Genomic DNA, 16802 nt, shown 5'->3' with positions numbered 1-16802 from the left:
TGCGCGGTGGCGAGTCCTGATGGGCGGAGGGTGATGCGCCGCGCGGGTGCGCCATCTGGCTCAGCGCAGGTGCACCAGCAGCGACTCGATGCCGTAGACGATCGACAGCTTGCGGAAGGCCAGATCCTGCGGCGGTACCGCGAGCCGCATGCCGGGAAACCGGCGGGCCAGGGCCGGGTAGGCCGAGCGCAGCTCCATGCGCGCCAGTTCCGCTCCGATGCAGCGGTGGATGCCGTGGCCGAAGGCGAGATGCCCGGTCGGGGTCGTCCGGTGCGGGTCGAATCGGCCGTCGTCCATGACGTAGGACCGGTCGCGGTTGGCGCCGCTCAGGGAACAGAGCACCATGTCCCCGCGCGGAATGACCACCCCGGCTATCTCGATGTCCTGACGCGCGAACCGGGGGAAGGCGATCTGGACGGCGGAGAGGTAACGGAGCACCTCTTCGACGAACGGCACGGTCATGGTGTCGTCGGTACGCAGCCGCGCGAGGACGTCATCGTTCTGCAGCAGCACGAGCGAGCCGAGCGCGATGGTGCTGGCCGTCGTCTCGAAGCCGCCGGTGAGCACCCCGTCTGCGAGGCCCGCGAGTTCCTCGTCGTCGACACTGTCGCCGTGCTCACGCACGATCATGCCGAGGAGGCCGTCGCCCGGCTTTGCCCGCTGTGCCCTGACGACCTCCCTGAAGTAGTCCAGTGATGCCGACATGGCGCCGAAGGGTGCCGTCGTTCCGCCGAAGAGATCGAAGCGGTCCATGGCCAGCTGCTGGAAGTCGTTCCGGTCCTCGTACGGCACGCCGAGGAGTTCGCAGATCGTGAGGGAGGGGATGGGGAGCGCGAACTCGTGCACCAGGTCGACCGGACCTCGCACCGCCTCCATCGCGTCGAGGCGTTCCTCGACGATGGCGTCGATCCGGGGAGCCAGCCGGCGGAGCCGGCGCATCGTGAACTCGGGGGTGAGGATGCGCCGCAGCCGCGTGTGCACGGGCGGATCGCTGAACCCCAGCCCGCCGGGGCTCTGCTCGGGGGCGATCCCGGCGTTCCCGGCCAGGTGTGCGAAGTCCGTGCTGAATCCGTCGGCGGAGCCGAGCACCGCCTTCGACTCCTCGTAACCGGTGACCACCCAGGCATCCATGCCGAACGGCAGCGAGACCTTGGACACCGGCGCGTCCGCCCTGGTCCGGTCCAGTTGCCGCACCGGATCCAGACCGTCCCTGCGCAGCATCATCAGCAGATCCTCCGGCAGCAGCCTCATCGTGGAGGAGCCGATCCCGTGCTTCTGAATCCTGGCCAGATAACTGCGACCGAACCTGGCGGTGATGCGGGAACGGAACGTCGTACTCAATCTGCACTCCATGAGTCGTCGCGGAATCTGGACGGTTGGACGCATTCGGGGCCAGGACTCGGCCGACTGGCCGACTGTGCTGATGTCGCCTTCCTGACCAGGAATTATGACTACCTGTTCGAACGAGAGGGTGATCGGGTGCGGTATCCGTCGGTCATCCGTGGGTCATATTCCGACCGTAGGCGTGCGAGGCCGCGCGTGCCTACGGTCGGCGGCCTGCGGCGATGTCCCGGGTGGCCGGGAGTGCGGCGTCCCGCGGGCACGGTCCGGCGGCGGGGGATCCGCGTTCGAGCCGCGGTCGGCCGCGGTCCGTTCCCCTTGCCGACGCTAGCGGTCCCGCGCTAGCGTGATGGTGTGCCCAAGACTCAGCTGAACGTACGAGTGGACGAGGCAACCGCCGAGGCCGCGCGGCAGCGCGCGCTCCAGAGGGGGATGAGCGTGAACCGCTACATAGAGGAGCTGGTCAAGCAGGATGCGGGCGAAGTCGGACACACCTTCGTCGAAGCTGCCGCCGACTTCATGAAGCAGTACGAATCGGTGTTCGCCGAGGAGTTCGGCACGGAGCGCAAAGGCAGCCGTTGAATCTCCGGATCCATCTTTCCTGGCTGCTCATGGTCGCGGAGCACAAGACGCCCGGCGACCCTCAGGTCACCGACTGGGGCGCACTCGTGGCCGCCGTCGCCCGCCATGAGGCGGAGATCTTCGGCAGTCCGGTCTACAGCGACCCGCATTCACGGGCTGCGGCTCTGCTGCAGCTGCTGCTGCACGTGCCCGCGCTGGAGCGTTCCAACGCGATGTTCGCCTCCGCGGTGGCTTACGGCTATCTCGTCGCGTCGGGGCTGAAGGTCATCACCTCGCCGGAGCAGGTGCGCGATCTGGCGCTGTTGGTCAAGGAGGGCAAGGCGGACGTCCGAGCCATCGCCGACGAACTACGCCAGTGGAGCCTGTGAACGCAGTCCGCGTGCCGAACGCCCGGTGAAGGGACGCCGCGTACCCGGTGCGGCATCCGGATGGCGGTCAGCGCGGTCAGTGAGCTCCGGGCGGCCGCCCGGATTCCGGTGGCGGTCGCCGCCCCACGCCCAGCACGCAGTCGGACGTGGGGAGCCGGACACCGGACTCGGGAATGCGGACCCGCCGATGCGTCTCCACCACGAACCCCGCAGCCTCGATCGCCGTAAGCGCGTCGCGCGACGTGTGACAGCCACCGGCGAGCAGCGGCCAGAAGGTCCGGTCCAGGACGCGCTGGGTAGCGGCCATGGCCCTGCCTTCGGCCCGTACGTGCTCGAAGAAGCGCAGCTCACCGCCGGGTCGCAGCACCCGCCGGATCTCCGCGAGTGACTGCCGCACATCCCGTACGGTGCACAGCACCAGTGAGACGACGGCCGCGTCGAACGCCTGGTCCTTCACCGGCAGCGCCTCCGCCGTACCCGGCATGACGTCCACCGGAATCCCGGCGTCGAGCGCGGACCGCACCGCCAGCTGCCGCAGTGTGCGTTCCGGTTCGATCGCGGTCACTTCGGAGACCGCCGACGGGTAGTGGGCGAAATTGAGACCGTTGCCCGCGCCGATCTCGATGACACGCCCCGAGAGCCCGGACAGGAGTTCCGCCCGCACGGCGGCGACGCCCGCAGTGGTGTCCGCTGCCACGCTCATCCGGGCGTAGTAGCGGGCGAAGACGGGATGGTGCACCGCGTTCTCGGGGCTCTTCGCGCTGCGCAACTGCATGATGGACCTCCTCGCTCGGCAGACCTCATCGACGGACGACGAGCGGATACCGGGGCAGCGCACCCGCGCCCGGCCTCTCCGACCCGAACAGGCCCCTCCGACCCGAACCGGGCGTCCGACCCGAACCGGCCTTCCGGTCAGTTCCGGCTACCCCGATTCTGCCCGTTCTGCTCCGCCCGTCCCACCCTCCCGGTTCCGATGTGGCCGTCCCTCTGCGCGCGGCAGGTCAGCCGGGCGGACGGGTCCCGCCCAGCTGCGGGGCCAGCCAGCTCCCGGCCCGGGCCTGGAACGCGGCGGGGCTCAGGGCCCCCACACCGGCCGGGACGACGCCCAGCAGCGGTGCCGCTGCCGCCACCGGGAGATCTGTCAGATTGCAGCGCTCCGCCAGATCCGGTTCGGCGGGCATGCTGCCGACCACCACGCCGAGGCAGTCGAGTCCGCGGCCACGCAGCGCTTCCGAGGTCAGTGCCGTGGAGTTGAGCGTGCCGAGACCGGCGGGCGTCACCACCAGGACCGGTGCGGACAGCAGCCGGGCCGCATCCGCCAGGGTGGCCCCGTCGTCGTCGAACCGTACGAGCAGCCCGCCCGCACCCTCGACCAGCACGAGATCGTGCTCGGCCGCCAGCTTCTCGGCCGCCTCGGCGATTTCGTACGGACGCACGGGTGCAAGACCCGCCCGCCTGGCGGCCGTGGCAGGTGCCAAGGGCTCGGGGAAGCGGGCCAGTTCGACCGCCGTCACATGACTCCCGGCCAGTCGCGCCACCTCGGCGGCGTCACCCGGCTCACCGGGCGCCAGCCCCGTCTGGGCCGGCTTGAGCACGGCCACCCGACGGCCTTCGCAGGCCGCCGCCACGGCCGCGGTCACGATCGTCTTGCCGATCTCCGTGCCCGTACCCGTCACTACCAGAACGTTCATCTCAGCCCTCCCGCGCCGCAGCGCACACCGCGCGGCAGATCCGTGCCACGTCGTCGTCGCCCGTCACGTACGGCGGCATGGTGTAGACGAGATCGCGGAATGGCCGCAGCCACACGCCCTCGCGCACCGCCGCCCCCGTCGCCGCCGCCATGTCCACCTCGTGATCGAGCTGTACGACGCCGATCGCGCCGAGCACTCGCACGTCCCGGACTCCGGGCAGTCCGGACGCCGCGGCCAGTCCGTCGCTCAGACCGGCTCCGATCCGCTTGACCTCCCGCTCCCAGTCCTGGCCCAGCAACAGGTCGATGGAGGCGCAGGCGACCGCGGAGGCGAGCGGATTGCCCATGAAGGTCGGGCCGTGGGCGAGCACCGGTACTTCGCCGCGTGAGATGCCCTCGGCCACCGCGGTCGTGCACAGCGTCGCGGCCATCGTCAGATAGCCGCCGGTCAGGGCCTTGCCCACGCACATCACATCGGGGGAGACCCCGGCGTGTTCCGCGGCGAACAGCTTCCCCGTACGGCCGAATCCCGTGGCGATCTCGTCGAACACCAGCAGCACGCCGTGCTCGTCGCACGCCTCGCGCAGCACGCGGAGATAGCCGGGCGAGTGGAACCGCATCCCGCCGGCCCCCTGGACGACAGGCTCCACGATCACCGCGGCCAGCTCATCGGCGTGGTGTGCGATCAGTTCCCGCAGATGCGTCGCGTACGCGGCGTCCGGCTCCGCGTCGAAGCCGGCCGGGGGTTCGTCCGCGAAGACCTGCTGCGGCAATGCGCCCGACCACAGCTCGTGCATGCCGCCCTCGGGGTCGCACACCGACATGGGCTGCCAGGTGTCGCCGTGGTAGCCGCCGCGCCACGTCAGCAGCCGCTGCTTGGCGGGCCGGCCCGCCGAGCGCCAGTACTGCAGGCACATCTTCACGGCCACTTCGACCGAGACCGATCCGGAGTCGGCCAGGAAGACGTGCTGCAGCGGCTCCGGGGTGATCTCGACCAGCCGGGCAGCCAGCCGCACGGCAGGCTCATGGGTGAGTCCGCCGAACATCACATGGCTCATCCGGTCCAGCTGTCCGCGGGCCGCATCGTTGAGCACCGGATGGTTGTAGCCGTGCACGGCCGACCACCAGGACGACATGCCGTCGACCAACTCGTCCTGACCGTATGCCGGTTCAGCGAGCCGGAGTCGCACTCCGGACGCGGACTCCACGACCAGCGGCTCCTGCCGGCCGGGCATCGGGCCGTACGGGTGCCAGACGTGGGCCCGGTCCAGAGCGCGCAGGCCGGCGGGGGAGAGGGGCTCAGGCATTGGGTGCGAGATCCGTACCCGCGCCGCGACGCCGGACCGCCACCAGATCCGTCCGGGCGGCGGCTTCGGCCGCCACCGCGGGCACGGCCTCCGCCTCCTGCCCGTCGCCGCAGGGCGCGCAACCACCGGCGTGCGAGCCACAGCCACCCGTATGCGAACCGCACCCGCCGTCGGCCTCCGCCTCCGCGCGGTGCCGGGGGAGCGTGGTCGTCCCCGCCCCCTCGACCTCGAAACCGGCGTCCGCGATCATGTCGAGATCCGTCTGCCCGGCCTGGCCCTCACTCGTCAGATAGTCGCCCAGGAAGATCGAGTTGACCAGGTGCAGGGCGAGCGGCTGCATCGAGCGCAGATGCACCTCGCGTCCGCCCGCGAGCCGTACCTCCACGTCGGGGCAGACGAACCGCACCATCGCCAGGATCCGCAGGCAGCGCTGCGGAGTCAGGTTCCACTCCTTGGCGAGCGGGGTGCCCTCGAAGGGGATCAGGAAGTTGACGGGCACCGAGTCGGGGTCCAGCTCGCGCAGCGCGAAGACCACATCGACCAGATCGGAGTCGCTCTCACCCATGCCGGCGATCAGCCCCGAACAGGCGGAGAGACCGGCCGCCTGCGCCTGGTGCACCGTCTCCACCCGGTCCGCATAGGTGTGGGTGGTCGTGATCTCCCCGTACGTCGCCTCGGACGTGTTGAGGTTGTGGTTGTACGCGTCGGCGCCCGCCGAACGCAGCCGGCCGGCCTGCCCGTCGGAGAGCAGACCGAGGCAGGCACAGACCTCGACGCCCTGGTTCTGTTCCTTGATCGCCTCGATGGTCTGCGACACCCGGTCGACGTCGCGGTCGGTCGGACCGCGGCCACTGGCGACCAGACAGACGCGCTTGGCGCCGCCCGCCACCCCCGCGGCGGCCGCCTTCGAGGCCTCGTCGGGCTTGAGCCAGGTGTACTTGAGGATCTCGGCCTTGGAGCCGAGCCGCTGCGAGCAGTACGAGCAGTCCTCGGGGCAGAGGCCGGACTTCAGATTGACCAGATAGTTCAGCTTCACGCGCCGGCCGAACCACTGGCGGCGCACCTTTCCGGCCGCGGCCACCACGTCGAGCAGATCGTCGTCCGGGGTCGCCAGTACGGCGAGCGCTTCTTCGCGGGTCGGCAGCTCGCGCCGCAGTCCCTTGTCCACCAGCGTGTTCAGGAGATCCATGGCTTCGATCCTGACGCACGGCACGCCTCCGAGCCAAGGATGAACCGGACAACACGGAGGCGTCAGGGTGTGTGCATGGCCACACCGTGTCCGGCGGCGCTCACGGTTAAGGTCTGTGAGTTGCCTACAAAAGGGACTGCCCATGCCCTTCGCCCCGTTCGACTGGATCGACGACGAGGCGCGCCGCCGCGCGGACGCCGGACTCGTCCGGACGCTCCGGCCCCGGTCCGCCGAGACGGAACTGCTGGATCTCGCGAGCAACGACTACCTCGGCCTGACCAGGCACCCGGAGGTGACCGCGGCAGCGGCGGACGCGGCGCACCGCTGGGGTGCCGGGGCCACCGGGTCCCGGCTGGTCACCGGTTCCACCGCTTTGCACGCGGAGGTCGAGCAGGAGCTGGCGGATTTCTGCGGCTTCGAGGCAGCGCTCGTGCTGTCCTCCGGCTACGCGGCCAACCTCGCCGCACTCACCGCACTCACCGGCCGGGGCTCCCTGATCGTGTCGGATGCGGGCAACCACGCCTCGATCGTCGACGGCTGCAGGCTCTCCCGGGCCGAGACCGCCGTCGTGCCGCACTCCGACCCCGAGGCCGTGCGCAAGACCCTGCAGGCGCACGACGGAAGGGCGCTGGCCGTCACCGACTCGGTCTTCTCCGTCGACGGCGACGCCGCGCCGCTGGCCGAGCTCGCCGAGGTCTGCCGCACGGAAGGCGCCGCGCTGCTCGTCGACGACGCGCACGGTCTGGGGGTGCTCGGGAAGGGCGGGCAAGGGGCGCTCGCAGCCGCCGGCCTCGCAGGCGGCGACGGTCTCGTCGGCACGCTCACGCTCTCCAAGTCCCTGGGCAGCCAGGGCGGGGCGGTCCTGGGCCCCGCCCGTGTCATCGACCACCTGGTCAACACCGCCCGTACGTTCATCTTCGACACCGGGCTCGCCCCGGCCGCCGCCGGCGCCGCACTCGGCAGCCTCCGCCTGCTGCGCCGCGAACCGGAACGCGCGGCCAGGGCCCGTGCGGTCGCCACCGCCCTGTACGAACAGCTGACCGGGGCCGGCCTGGCCGCCGTACGCCCCGACGCGGCTGTGGTCTCGGTGCGCGCGCCGTCGGCCGACGCTGCCGTTCGCTGGGCCGCCGGCTGCCGTACGGCCGGTATGGCGGTCGGCTGCTTCCGGCCGCCTTCGGTGCCGGACGGCATCTCCCGGCTGCGGCTGACGGCACGCGCCGACCTGACGGATGCGCAGATCGCGACCGCGGTGGCGATCGTACGGCGGACCGCTCCGGACGCCTGAGACGGCAGGGCCGTCATCCGGTGCCGTGCGGCCCACCGCCGGTCCGGGCCGACCTGCGGCCGGCCGGCCCAAAGACGTCAGCGGACCGGACCGAGGTCCAGACCGGAGACAAAGGACGTCCAGGCCGTTGCCGAGAATCTCAGCGGCGGCCTGGACACATCCTTGGAGTCGCGCACGGCCAGCCGTCCCGTGCCGTAGGACGCGGCCTCCACGCAGTTGTTCATTCCCGTGCTGCGGCTGCTGCGCCGCCACCGTAACGCGTGCTGTGCGAGGCAATCCGACATGACGCCCCCCTCGGGCAGTCCGTAGTTACCGACCGCCGCGGTCGATCGCGGCGATCAGGTCCAACGAGTGCTCCGGCGACAGCGCGTGTGCCTGCAGAGTGCGGAAGGCCGAGCTGTACGCCTCGAGGTCTTCTTTCCGCTCCAGGTAGAGGCTACTCGTCAAATGGTCGAGAACGACCACATCCAGATCAGAAGTGTTCGGAAATGAGAAGATAACGAAAGGTCCGGTGAGGCCGACATAGCCGCCGACCGAGAACGGCAGCAACTGAAGGTCGACATGCGGGAGTTGGGCCAGCCGGATCAGATGGCGCAACTGCTCCCTCATCACCCGGTGGCCGCCGACCGCCCGCCTCAGCACCGCCTCGTCCAGTACCGCGCTCAGCCGCAGCGGGGGATCTCTCCGCAACACCCCCTGCCGGGCGAGCCGTACCTCCACCAGCGAGTCCAGCTGACCGGCCGGGAGGCCGTCGAGCGAGGCCCGGGTCACCGCACGTGCGTAGTCGGCGGTCTGCAGCAGGCCGGGCACCACCGAGGTCTCCAGCGTGCGCGCGGTACGTGCCTGCGACTCCAGGCTGATGAAGTCGCGGTACTGGGGCGGGATGAGACCCCGGTAGGCGTGCCACCAGCCCGCGCCGCCACCGCCCGCCGAACCGGCGAGGGCCGCCAGGACATCCCGCAACTGCGGGTCGTCGACGCCGTACGCGTCCAGCAGTCGGGTGACGTCTCCCGGCCGCACACCGCTGACCCCGGTCTCGATCCGGCTCACCTTCGACTGGTGCCAGCCGAGCAGATGCGCGGCCTCCCGGCTGGTGAGTCCCGTCGTGTGGCGCAGACTCCGCAGCTCCTCCCCGAGCTTGCGGCGTCGCACCGCAGGGCCGTGCTGCATGTAGTGCCTCCCTCCCACTCCCTGCTGAGCGGACAGTGTGCCGCCCCCGCACGGCATCGAGCCAAGAGTTCACCGCATCGAGCGACAGATATATGCATATCTTGGTGGATCGTCGTCACAGAGGGCAGCATCAGTGGCAATCTGGCGCGAAGCACAGCACGGACCGATCGCCGGTCGGTACCGGGTGGGAAAGGGGCGGCCGGCCATGGCGGACCATCAAGAGGCGAGCGTCACTCTGCTGAGCGAGCCGGTCTCGGTCTCCGCGGCCCGGAGGTTCGTGGCCCGGGTACTGGCCGACTGGGGACTTCCCGACGGGTCCGATGCCGCCGACACGGTGCGCCTCATCATCTCGGAGCTCGCCACCAACGCTGTCCAGCACACCTTCGGCCAGTCACCCACTTTCACCGTGGACCTCCGGCTGGAGCGCGAGGAACAGCTGCATCTAGGGGTGACGGACAGTCACCCGAGATGGCCCCAGCGGCTGCCCGCCGCAGTCCGGCAGGACAACGGGCGCGGCATGGTGATCATCCGCTCACTGGCCAAGGAGTACGGCGGCCGGCTGACCGTCACACCCACTCCCGATGGCGGCAAGACGGTCTGGATCGCCCTCCCCTGGAATGTTCCGGTCCAGGGCTGAACGCCGGCCCGTCCGCGCCGGGCCGCTACGCCGTGGCTGCCCGCCCGAAGCCGCTGCGCAGCAGGGCCCGCAGCGTGGCCGCGGCAGCGCTCGACCGGTCACCGCGGTGCACCACCGAGATCGTCCTGCGGAACGCGGCAGGCTCCAGCCTCCGTACGGCAAGCGGAGTCGACGACATCGCGGCGACCATCTCGGGAACCACCGCGATCCCGATGCCCGCGCTGACCAGCGCGCACACCAGCGCATAGCCGGGCGACTCGCAGACCACCGCGGGCAGCGCGCCGGCCTCGGCGAGCGCGCTCTCCACCCCGCGCCGCGGCGGATGCGTGGGTGCGCTGCTGATCAGCGGGCGGCCCGCGAGGTCCGTCACCGGAAGCCGTCCGCTGCCGTCGGCCAGGACCTGCCCGACGGCGGTGATCAGCACCAGCTCCTCGACCAGCAGGGGCTCGGCACTGACACCCGAGGGCAGCGGTGTCGCGGCGGCCGGCTCGTATGCGTGCGTCAGCGCGAGATCGACCTCGCCCGCCGCCACTGCCGCCACCCCGGCAGGGGGCTCGTACTCCGTGACGACCAGCTCCACATCCGGGTGGGCGCGGCGGAAGGCGCTCAGTACCGGAGGCAGCAGATGGATGCCCGCAGTGGTGAAGGTGCCGACCCGCAGCCGTCCGCCGGAGAGCCCGGCGAGGCGCGCCAGCTCGTGCCTGGCCTGGTCCATCTCGTCGAGGACCCGCCGGGCCCGGCCGGCGAGCAGTTCGCCCGCCGCGGTGAGCCGGGCGCCCCGATGGTGCCGGACCAGCAGTGCGGCACCGGCCTCCCGCTCCAGTTTGGCCAGCTGCTGGGAGAGCGCGGGCGCGGTGTAGCCGAGGCGGGCGGCGGCCCGGGTGATCGAACCGGCCTCGGCCACCGCCACCAATGCGGCGAGCCGCGTCGGGTCATACATTAAGCATTCCTTTTGGCAGACCCACAAGATTGCAAGTACATGCTAAAGGCCGAACGGGTCCAGGGTGGAGCCATGGACGCCCAGCTCACTGCCTTTCTCGGGGTCGCCGCCGCCATGGTCGCGCTGCCCGGAGCGGATTTCGCCGTCGTCGTACGCAACGCCCTCGCCTCGCGGTCGGCGGGGGTGGCGACCGCGCTCGGCGTCGCAGGGGGACTGCTCGTGCACACCGCGCTCGCCGTCGCCGGTCTGGCCGCCGTGCTGGTGGCGGTCCCGGTGCTGTTCCGTACGGTTCAGCTCCTCGGTGGCGCGTACGTGCTCTATCTGGGCATCAGCGCTCTGCGCGCGGCCCGGCGCCGCCCCGGGCGGGCGGAGGCCGCCGAAGCCGCGGCCGGACAGGACGACGGCGCGGACGCCACGCACGGGACGCGTCGGGCCCTGCGCCAGGGCTTCCTCACCAACGCACTGAACCCCAAGGCGCCGGTGCTCTTCCTCAGCCTGCTCCCGCAGTTCGTCCCCGCCGGGGCCGCACCGCTGCCCAGGACGCTGCTGCTCGCCGCGATCGTCGTGCTGCTGGCGCTGATCTGGTTCCCGGCCGTGGCGCTCCTCGTGGACCGCCTGGGCCGATGGCTGCGCCGGCCGCGCACCGCCCGGGCCATCGAGGGCGGCAGCGGCGCGGCACTCACCGCACTGGGGCTGGTACTGGTGACCGGCACCCTGCTGCACTGATCTCTGCCGCGTCCCGCCGGTCGGGCCGGGCCCGCGACGCCTGGTCCACGGTGCCTCGGGTGCTGGGTCGATGACGGGGTGGCGGCGTCAGCTGACCCGTCCGTAGTAGACGCTCTTCGTCCAGATCTTCTCCAGCCGGACCACGGCGCCGGTCTTCGGCGAGTGCCAGATTTTTCCACTGCCCGCGTAGATACCCACGTGGTAGACGCCGCTGCCGGAGTGGAAGAAGACCAGATCGCCGCGTTGCCGCTTGGAGGCCGAGATGTGGCGGGTCTTGTTGTACTGCTGCTGGGCCGTACGCGGGAGCTTCTTGCCCGCCTTCTTGAACGAATAGAGCGTCAGACCCGAACAGTCGAAACGGCTGGGCCCGCTGGCGCCCCACCGGTACGGCGATCCCTTCTTCGACGCGGCGATGTTGAGCGCCTTCATCGAATGAGTCGCGGCCTGGGCTTCGGTCATGGCGCCGGGGACGAACAGCGTGCCGCCGACGGCGGCGAGAGTCATGACCGAGGCCGTCGTGGCCCGGGCGAGCAGAGACGGGACATGAACCTGCGCAGTCATGCGCAACCCTTCGTCAGCCGCCTGTGAAGGATGACCTGTCGGGTTCGGGCTGGCGAAGTTGCCCGGCCGCACACGGCGGCTTCACCCCGAGGGACGACCGGAGATCCGGTCGGCCCGTTGCGCTCGGGTCCTCCACTCCTGCCGATCCACTCCTGTCGACCAGGCATCCGGACAGCGGCAGGACTCGGCGTCCGCCCGGACCGCCCCGCCGCGGTGGCGGGGGCTTGTCGTCCCAGGGATCTTGACTCACCGAACGCCGGATTTCCGAGGTGAAACGACGATATGTGAGGCTCGTCACGTATGACCCGTTCGGGTGGATAAGGGATGTTTTGATGCATGGGCGGCACTCTCCGACCGGTGCCGTACCAGCGGTGGAACGGGAGATCTCACTCACCGTCCACCTCGAAAGCGCAAGTTGAGCTGTCGCTCGTGCGAGGTAACACCTACGCCGAACGAGCGAGAGATTTCGGTTCGCGCGTCGGGCGTGTCGGCGCAAGGGAGTTGATCAACTCATCGGGGCAGGTGGCACGGTGACCCGGCCGGCGCGCCGCTCACCGTCCAGTACCCGCAGCGCCCGCGTCAACGTGGCGGAGTGGATCCGTGTTTCGCCGCGCTCGTGCATCAGCGCGAGCGCATCCCGCAGGGACGCCGCGTGCGAGGCGAGAGCCTGTGCGGCGCGCAGGGCCCCGTAGGTGCCGTCCGCACGGGCGGGGTTGATCCGGCCCAGCTGGTCGACGACTTGCAGGTAGCGGTCGATGAACTCGCCCTCCGCGCGGGTCAGGGCGGGCAGCGGTGGGAACTCCGGTGGTTGCATCGGGGGTTCACCGCGCGGTGGGCGGCACGGCGGGCCCCCGGTTCTGCACGATGTGGTCGACCAGTCCGTAGGTCTTGGCGCCCTTCGCGTCGAGGAAGAGATCGCGCTCGGTGTCGGCGGTGATCTGTTCGGTGGAGCGGCCGGTGTGACGAGCCAGGATGCTGGTCAGCGTCTCGCGCATCCGGGACAGTTCCCGGGCCTCGATCTCCAGATCGGAAGGCTGCCCCTGCACGGGCTCGGGGAGTTCGGGCTGCTGGAGCACGATTCGCGCGCCGGGCAGTGCGTGCCGCCTTCCGGGGGCTCCTGCGGCCAGCAGTACGGCGGCGCCGGCGACCGCCTGGCCGAGACAGAAGGTCTCCACCTCGCAGGTGAGGAACGCCATGGTGTCGTACACCGCCGTCATGGCTCCGAACGAGCCGCCGGGGGAGTTGATGTAGAGCTGGATGGGCCGGTCGGGCGCGTCGTGCTCCAGGTACATGAACTGTGCGACCAGGTCATTGGCCGCGATGTCGTCGACCGGGGTGCCGAGGAAGACGACCCGTTCGGCCAGCAGCTTGGAGTACGGATCGAGCGTGCGGGTGCCCTGGGACGTGCGCTCGGTGAACTCGGGGAGTACATGACGGGCGGCGGGGCGGTGCATGGCGAGGGCCTCTCCTCCGGGCGTGCAGGGGTACATGAGGGTGCCCGCGCGCTTCCGTGAAAAATGTACAGGACGTACAGAAGGTTATGATGGTGAGCATGGCCTACGAGATTCCGGTGACGCAAGCCCGAGCTGAGCTCGCCGAGCTGATCAACCGCGTCGTCTATGGCGGTGAACGAGTGGTCGTGACGCGGCACGGCAAGCCGCTCGTGGCCCTGGTTTCAGCCGCTGACCTGGAGAGACTTGAGAACGAGGAGGTGGCGGAACAGGAGCAGGTGATCAGTTCGGTCTCCTCGATCGGCTCCTCCTCTTCCGCTCCCGGCGAACGGCGCCGCTTCGGGATCGCGGCGGAGTACCGGGGGGAGCAGCGCCCGGGGTCCTGACGCGAAAGAGGGGCCCTCCCCGTTCGTGGCGGCCGGGGCAGGGCAGCTCTCGATCCCGCGATGGCCAGGGCGGGCTGCCCGCACCGAGGGCGCTGCCGCGCGGATCGGCAGTCGGCCCCGCCGTCACGTCCGTGCCGGGGGCCGCGGTCGCCGTCCCGGGAGTCGAGGCGATGGATTTCGAAGGCGCCGTCCCGCTCTTCGAGTCGTTGCCGGACTGATCCGCCGGGCCGGAACCGACGACTCCGACCGGCGGATCGCGCGGTGCCACCGGGCCGGGGCGGCCCGCCCGAACGCCGGCCCGGACGCCACGGACCGCCTCGCACGCGATGGCCGCGATCAGGCCGTTCCTGCCGCTGAAGTGGCGGGGGACTGCATCCGCCGAGGGCCCGACGCGCGGGTCGCCACCGGCCAGGGACGCATCGTCCGGCCGGCCGTGTTCGGTGATCCGGGACCCGGGACTCTTGAGGACGGGCTGCGCGGCGTCATGTCCATGGATTTGCAAAAGGCCAGTTAACGCGCCGGAAAGACTTCGGCTCTAACGTGCAATACCTCGCCGTGCGGCACCCGTTCGATATTCAACAGTCTGTTGAATGCGGCTAGTGTCGCGCTGCGCCCAGGGCCGGAACTGGGCGGACGACTGTGAGGTGGACACGTGCAACTGACCCCGCACGAGCAGGAACGTCTGCTCATACACGTAGCCGCTGATGTGGCGGAGAAGCGCCGCGCCCGCGGACTGCGGCTCAACCACCCCGAGGCCATTGCCCTCATCACCTCGCATCTGCTGGAGGGGGCCCGCGACGGCCGTACGGTCGCCGAGCTGATGGCGTCCGGGCGCAAGGTGCTCAGCCGCGAAGACGTCATGGACGGCATAGCCGAGATGGTCCATGACGTACAGGTCGAGGCGACCTTCCCGGACGGCACCAAGCTCGTCACCGTCCACGACCCGATCGTCTGAAGGGCCGCCGCCGATGATCCCGGGCGAGATCCTGTACGCGGACGGGCCGGTGCCGCTCAATGAGGGCCGGACCGTCACCCTCCTCACCGTCCTCAACGCGGCCGACCGGCCGGTCCAGGTCGGCTCGCACTACCACTTCGCCGAGGCCAATCCCGGGCTGGAGTTCGATCGGACCGCGGCCCGCGGTCTGCGGCTGAACATCGCCGCCGGAACCGCCGTCCGCTTCGAGCCCGGCATACCCGTCGACATCGAACTCGTGCCCCTGGCCGGACGGCGGATCGTCCCGGGCCTGCGTGGCGAGACCGGAGGTGCTCTCGATGGCTGAACTCCATCGCGCCGTGTACGCGGACCTGTTCGGCCCCACCGCCGGTGACCGGATCCGTCTCGCCGACACCGATCTGCTGGTGGAGATCGAGGAGGACCGCAGCGGCGGACCCGGACTCGCCGGCGACGAGGCGGTGTTCGGCGGCGGCAAGGTGATCCGTGAATCGATGGGCCAGGCGCGCACCACCCGCGCCGAAGGCGCCCCCGACACGGTGATCACCGGCGCCGTCATCATCGACCACTGGGGCATCGTCAAGGCGGACATCGGCATCCGCGACGGCCGGATCACCGGCATCGGCAAGGCCGGCAACCCGGACACCATGGACGGCGTCCACCCGGAGCTGGTCATCGGGCCGGAGACCGAGATCATCGCGGGCAACGGCAAGTTCATCACCGCGGGCGCCATCGACGCACATGTGCACTTCATCTCGCCGACCCTGATCGACCAGGCACTCTCCTCCGGCATCACCACGCTTGTCGGCGGCGGCACCGGACCGGCCGAGGGCACCAAGGCCACCACCATCACCCCGGGCCCCTGGCACCTCGCCCGGATGTTCGCGGCGCTGGACGCCTACCCCGTCAACATCGGCCTGCTCGGCAAGGGCAACACGATGTCGCGCGATGCCATGCGCTCCCAACTGCGGGCAGGAGCACTCGGGTTCAAGATCCATGAGGACTGGGGGGCGACCCCCGCCGTCATCGACGCCTGCCTGTCCGTCTGCGAGGAGACCGGGGCCCAGCTCGCCATCCACACCGACACGCTCAACGAGGCCGGCTTCGTCGCCGACACCCTGGCCGCCATCGCCGGGCGCTCCATCCACGCCTACCACACCGAGGGTGCGGGCGGCGGGCACGCCCCGGACATCATCGGCGTCGTGTCCGAGCCGTACGTCCTTCCCAGCTCCACCAACCCCACCCGTCCGCACACCGTCAACACCATCGAGGAACATCTCGACATGCTGATGGTCTGTCATCACCTCAACCCGGCGGTACCGGAGGACCTGGCGTTCGCCGAATCACGGATCCGGCCCTCCACCATCGCGGCCGAGGACATCCTCCACGACCTCGGCGCCATCTCGATCATCTCGTCCGACTCCCAGGCCATGGGCCGCATCGGCGAGGTCGTCCTGCGCACCTGGCAGACCGCGCACGTGATGAAGAAGCGGCGCGGCGCGCTGCCCGGCGACGGGAGTGCCGACAACCGGCGGGTTCGTCGCTATGTCGCCAAATACACCATCAACCCCGCGGTGGCCCAGGGACTCGACCGCGAGATCGGTTCCGTCGAGACCGGCAAGCTCGCCGACCTGGTGCTGTGGGAACCGGCGTTCTTCGGGGTGAAACCGCAGACCGTCATCAAGGGCGGCCAGATCGCGTACGCGCAGATGGGCGACGCCAACGCCTCCATCCCCACCCCGCAGCCAGTCCTGCCCCGGCCCATGTTCGGAGCGGTCGGCCGGGCCCCGGGCGCCAACTCGTTCAACTTCGTGGCAGCCGCCGCGATCGAGGACGGGCTGCCGGAGCGGCTGGCGCTGGGGAAGCGCTTTGTCTCCATCACCAGCACCAGGGGAGTAGGCAAGGCCGACATGCGGGAGAACGACGCGCTGCCGCGCGTCGACGTCAACCCCGACAGCTTCGCCGTGACGATCGACGGCGAACCGGTCGAACCGGCGCCCGCCACCGAACTCCCCATGGCCCAGCGCTACTTCCTCTTCTGAGAACAGGCCACCGATGAGTCGTGCAGCTCTGCTCGTCCTGGCCGACGGCCGGTTCCCGGCCGGCGGCCACGCGCACTCCGGCGGCGCGGAACCGGCCGTCGAGGCAGGACGCATCCGCAATGCCGAGGACCTCGCCGACTTCTGCCGGGGCCGCCTCCACACCACCTGTCTCTTA

General features: G+C 70.4%; 20 protein-coding genes, 1 pseudogene and 1 riboswitch. Of the genes and pseudogenes, 10 read left to right on the top strand and 11 right to left on the bottom strand.

All coding sequences use genetic code 11. The features are described from left to right. Window positions 1-60: 60 nt before the first annotated feature. A complete protein-coding gene (locus ACFVW8_RS11225) occupies window positions 61-1353 on the bottom strand; it encodes a cytochrome P450 (RefSeq protein ID WP_389688465.1) in 1293 nt (430 codons plus the stop codon). 342 nt (window positions 1354-1695) lie between these two features. Here ACFVW8_RS11225 and ACFVW8_RS11220 point away from each other — a divergent pair, with 342 nt between their 5' ends. Together ACFVW8_RS11220 and ACFVW8_RS11215 are read left to right on the top strand one after the other, a co-directional pair. Next, entirely contained in the window at window positions 1696-1923 is a 228-nt protein-coding gene (locus tag ACFVW8_RS11220; protein WP_329213408.1) for an antitoxin, read from the top strand. Continuing rightward, the gene (locus ACFVW8_RS11215; protein ID WP_145767569.1) at window positions 1920-2291 is read left to right on the top strand and encodes a fic family toxin-antitoxin system, toxin component; all 372 of its coding nucleotides are present in this window, start codon (window positions 1920-1922) and stop codon (window positions 2289-2291) included. The genes ACFVW8_RS11220 and ACFVW8_RS11215 overlap by 4 nt, the downstream gene beginning before the upstream one ends. Before the next feature lie 76 nt (window positions 2292-2367). Here the strand turns inward: ACFVW8_RS11215 and ACFVW8_RS11210 are convergent, their stop codons facing one another. The 4 genes from ACFVW8_RS11210 to bioB all read right to left on the bottom strand — a co-directional run bounded on the left by ACFVW8_RS11210 (window position 2368) and on the right by bioB (window position 6477). Further along, entirely contained in the window at window positions 2368-3066 is a 699-nt protein-coding gene (locus tag ACFVW8_RS11210) for a class I SAM-dependent methyltransferase (RefSeq protein ID WP_389688462.1), read from the bottom strand. Between the two features lie 226 nt (window positions 3067-3292). Next, window positions 3293-3982: a dethiobiotin synthase gene (bioD, locus tag ACFVW8_RS11205; protein ID WP_389688460.1), complete on the bottom strand. Its 690-nt coding sequence runs from the start codon at window positions 3980-3982 to the stop codon at window positions 3293-3295. 1 nt (window position 3983) lies between these two features. Beyond that, window positions 3984-5288 (bottom strand): adenosylmethionine--8-amino-7-oxononanoate transaminase, encoded by a 1305-nt coding sequence (locus tag ACFVW8_RS11200; protein ID WP_389688458.1) that lies wholly within the window; start codon window positions 5286-5288, stop codon window positions 3984-3986. Further along, window positions 5281-6477 (bottom strand): biotin synthase BioB, encoded by a 1197-nt coding sequence (gene bioB / locus ACFVW8_RS11195; RefSeq protein WP_389688456.1) that lies wholly within the window; start codon window positions 6475-6477, stop codon window positions 5281-5283. The genes ACFVW8_RS11200 and bioB overlap by 8 nt, the downstream gene beginning before the upstream one ends. A 142-nt stretch (window positions 6478-6619) precedes the next feature. On the opposite strand from bioB, the gene ACFVW8_RS11190 reads away from it, so the two are divergent. Next, window positions 6620-7762 (top strand): 8-amino-7-oxononanoate synthase, encoded by a 1143-nt coding sequence (locus tag ACFVW8_RS11190; RefSeq protein WP_389688454.1) that lies wholly within the window; start codon window positions 6620-6622, stop codon window positions 7760-7762. Window positions 7763-7839: 77 nt separating this feature from the next. Here the strand turns inward: ACFVW8_RS11190 and ACFVW8_RS11185 are convergent, their stop codons facing one another. Further along, entirely contained in the window at window positions 7840-8046 is a 207-nt protein-coding gene (locus tag ACFVW8_RS11185; RefSeq protein WP_389688452.1) for a DUF397 domain-containing protein, read from the bottom strand. 25 nt (window positions 8047-8071) lie between these two features. Further along, complete coding sequence (locus ACFVW8_RS11180; RefSeq protein ID WP_389688450.1) at window positions 8072-8932, bottom strand: helix-turn-helix domain-containing protein; 861 nt, start codon at window positions 8930-8932, stop codon at window positions 8072-8074. Window positions 8933-9137: 205 nt separating this feature from the next. Between ACFVW8_RS11180 and ACFVW8_RS11175 the strand changes: the two genes are divergently transcribed. Continuing rightward, window positions 9138-9569, top strand: a complete 432-nt coding sequence (locus ACFVW8_RS11175; RefSeq protein ID WP_389688448.1) for an ATP-binding protein — start codon at window positions 9138-9140, stop codon at window positions 9567-9569. 25 nt (window positions 9570-9594) lie between these two features. Here ACFVW8_RS11175 and ACFVW8_RS11170 read toward each other — a convergent pair whose 3' ends face one another. Further along, a complete protein-coding gene (locus ACFVW8_RS11170) occupies window positions 9595-10509 on the bottom strand; it encodes a LysR family transcriptional regulator (protein ID WP_389688446.1) in 915 nt (304 codons plus the stop codon). Between the two features lie 72 nt (window positions 10510-10581). On the opposite strand from ACFVW8_RS11170, the gene ACFVW8_RS11165 reads away from it, so the two are divergent. Further along, entirely contained in the window at window positions 10582-11235 is a 654-nt protein-coding gene (locus ACFVW8_RS11165; RefSeq protein WP_389688444.1) for a LysE family translocator, read from the top strand. Window positions 11236-11322: 87 nt separating this feature from the next. Here the strand turns inward: ACFVW8_RS11165 and ACFVW8_RS11160 are convergent, their stop codons facing one another. From ACFVW8_RS11160 to ACFVW8_RS11150, 3 genes are all read right to left on the bottom strand, one after another. Further along, window positions 11323-11796, bottom strand: coding sequence for a C40 family peptidase (locus ACFVW8_RS11160; protein WP_389688442.1), 474 nt, complete (start codon window positions 11794-11796; stop codon window positions 11323-11325). A gap of 3 nt (window positions 11797-11799) precedes the next feature. Then, window positions 11800-11996: riboswitch (cyclic di-AMP (ydaO/yuaA leader) on the bottom strand. Between the two features lie 305 nt (window positions 11997-12301). After that, entirely contained in the window at window positions 12302-12610 is a 309-nt protein-coding gene (locus tag ACFVW8_RS11155; protein WP_389688440.1) for a hypothetical protein, read from the bottom strand. Between the two features lie 7 nt (window positions 12611-12617). Further along, window positions 12618-13250 carry an ATP-dependent Clp protease proteolytic subunit gene (locus ACFVW8_RS11150; RefSeq protein ID WP_389688438.1) on the bottom strand — a complete coding sequence of 211 codons (633 nt, stop codon included), beginning with the start codon at window positions 13248-13250 and terminating at the stop codon, window positions 12618-12620. Window positions 13251-13348: 98 nt separating this feature from the next. Here ACFVW8_RS11150 and ACFVW8_RS11145 point away from each other — a divergent pair, with 98 nt between their 5' ends. From ACFVW8_RS11145 to ACFVW8_RS11125, 5 genes and pseudogenes are all read left to right on the top strand, one after another. Then, a complete protein-coding gene (locus ACFVW8_RS11145) occupies window positions 13349-13633 on the top strand; it encodes a type II toxin-antitoxin system Phd/YefM family antitoxin (RefSeq protein WP_389688436.1) in 285 nt (94 codons plus the stop codon). A 652-nt stretch (window positions 13634-14285) separates the two neighbouring features. Further along, window positions 14286-14588, top strand: a complete 303-nt coding sequence (locus ACFVW8_RS11140; protein ID WP_389688434.1) for an urease subunit gamma — start codon at window positions 14286-14288, stop codon at window positions 14586-14588. Window positions 14589-14601: 13 nt separating this feature from the next. Beyond that, a complete protein-coding gene (locus ACFVW8_RS11135) occupies window positions 14602-14913 on the top strand; it encodes an urease subunit beta (RefSeq protein WP_389688432.1) in 312 nt (103 codons plus the stop codon). Then, window positions 14906-16627, top strand: a complete 1722-nt coding sequence (locus ACFVW8_RS11130; protein ID WP_389688430.1) for an urease subunit alpha — start codon at window positions 14906-14908, stop codon at window positions 16625-16627. The genes ACFVW8_RS11135 and ACFVW8_RS11130 overlap by 8 nt, the downstream gene beginning before the upstream one ends. Window positions 16628-16640: 13 nt before the next feature. Continuing rightward, a pseudogene (locus ACFVW8_RS11125) lies at window positions 16641-16802 on the top strand (urease accessory protein UreF); the annotation flags it as partial.

The organism is Streptomyces sp. NPDC058221, assembly GCF_042882365.1.
In the GTDB taxonomy this organism is placed as follows: Bacteria; Actinomycetota; Actinomycetes; order Streptomycetales; family Streptomycetaceae; genus Streptomyces.
Note: the sequence above shows the minus strand (reverse complement) of the source record. Positions and strands in the feature narration are given on the sequence as shown.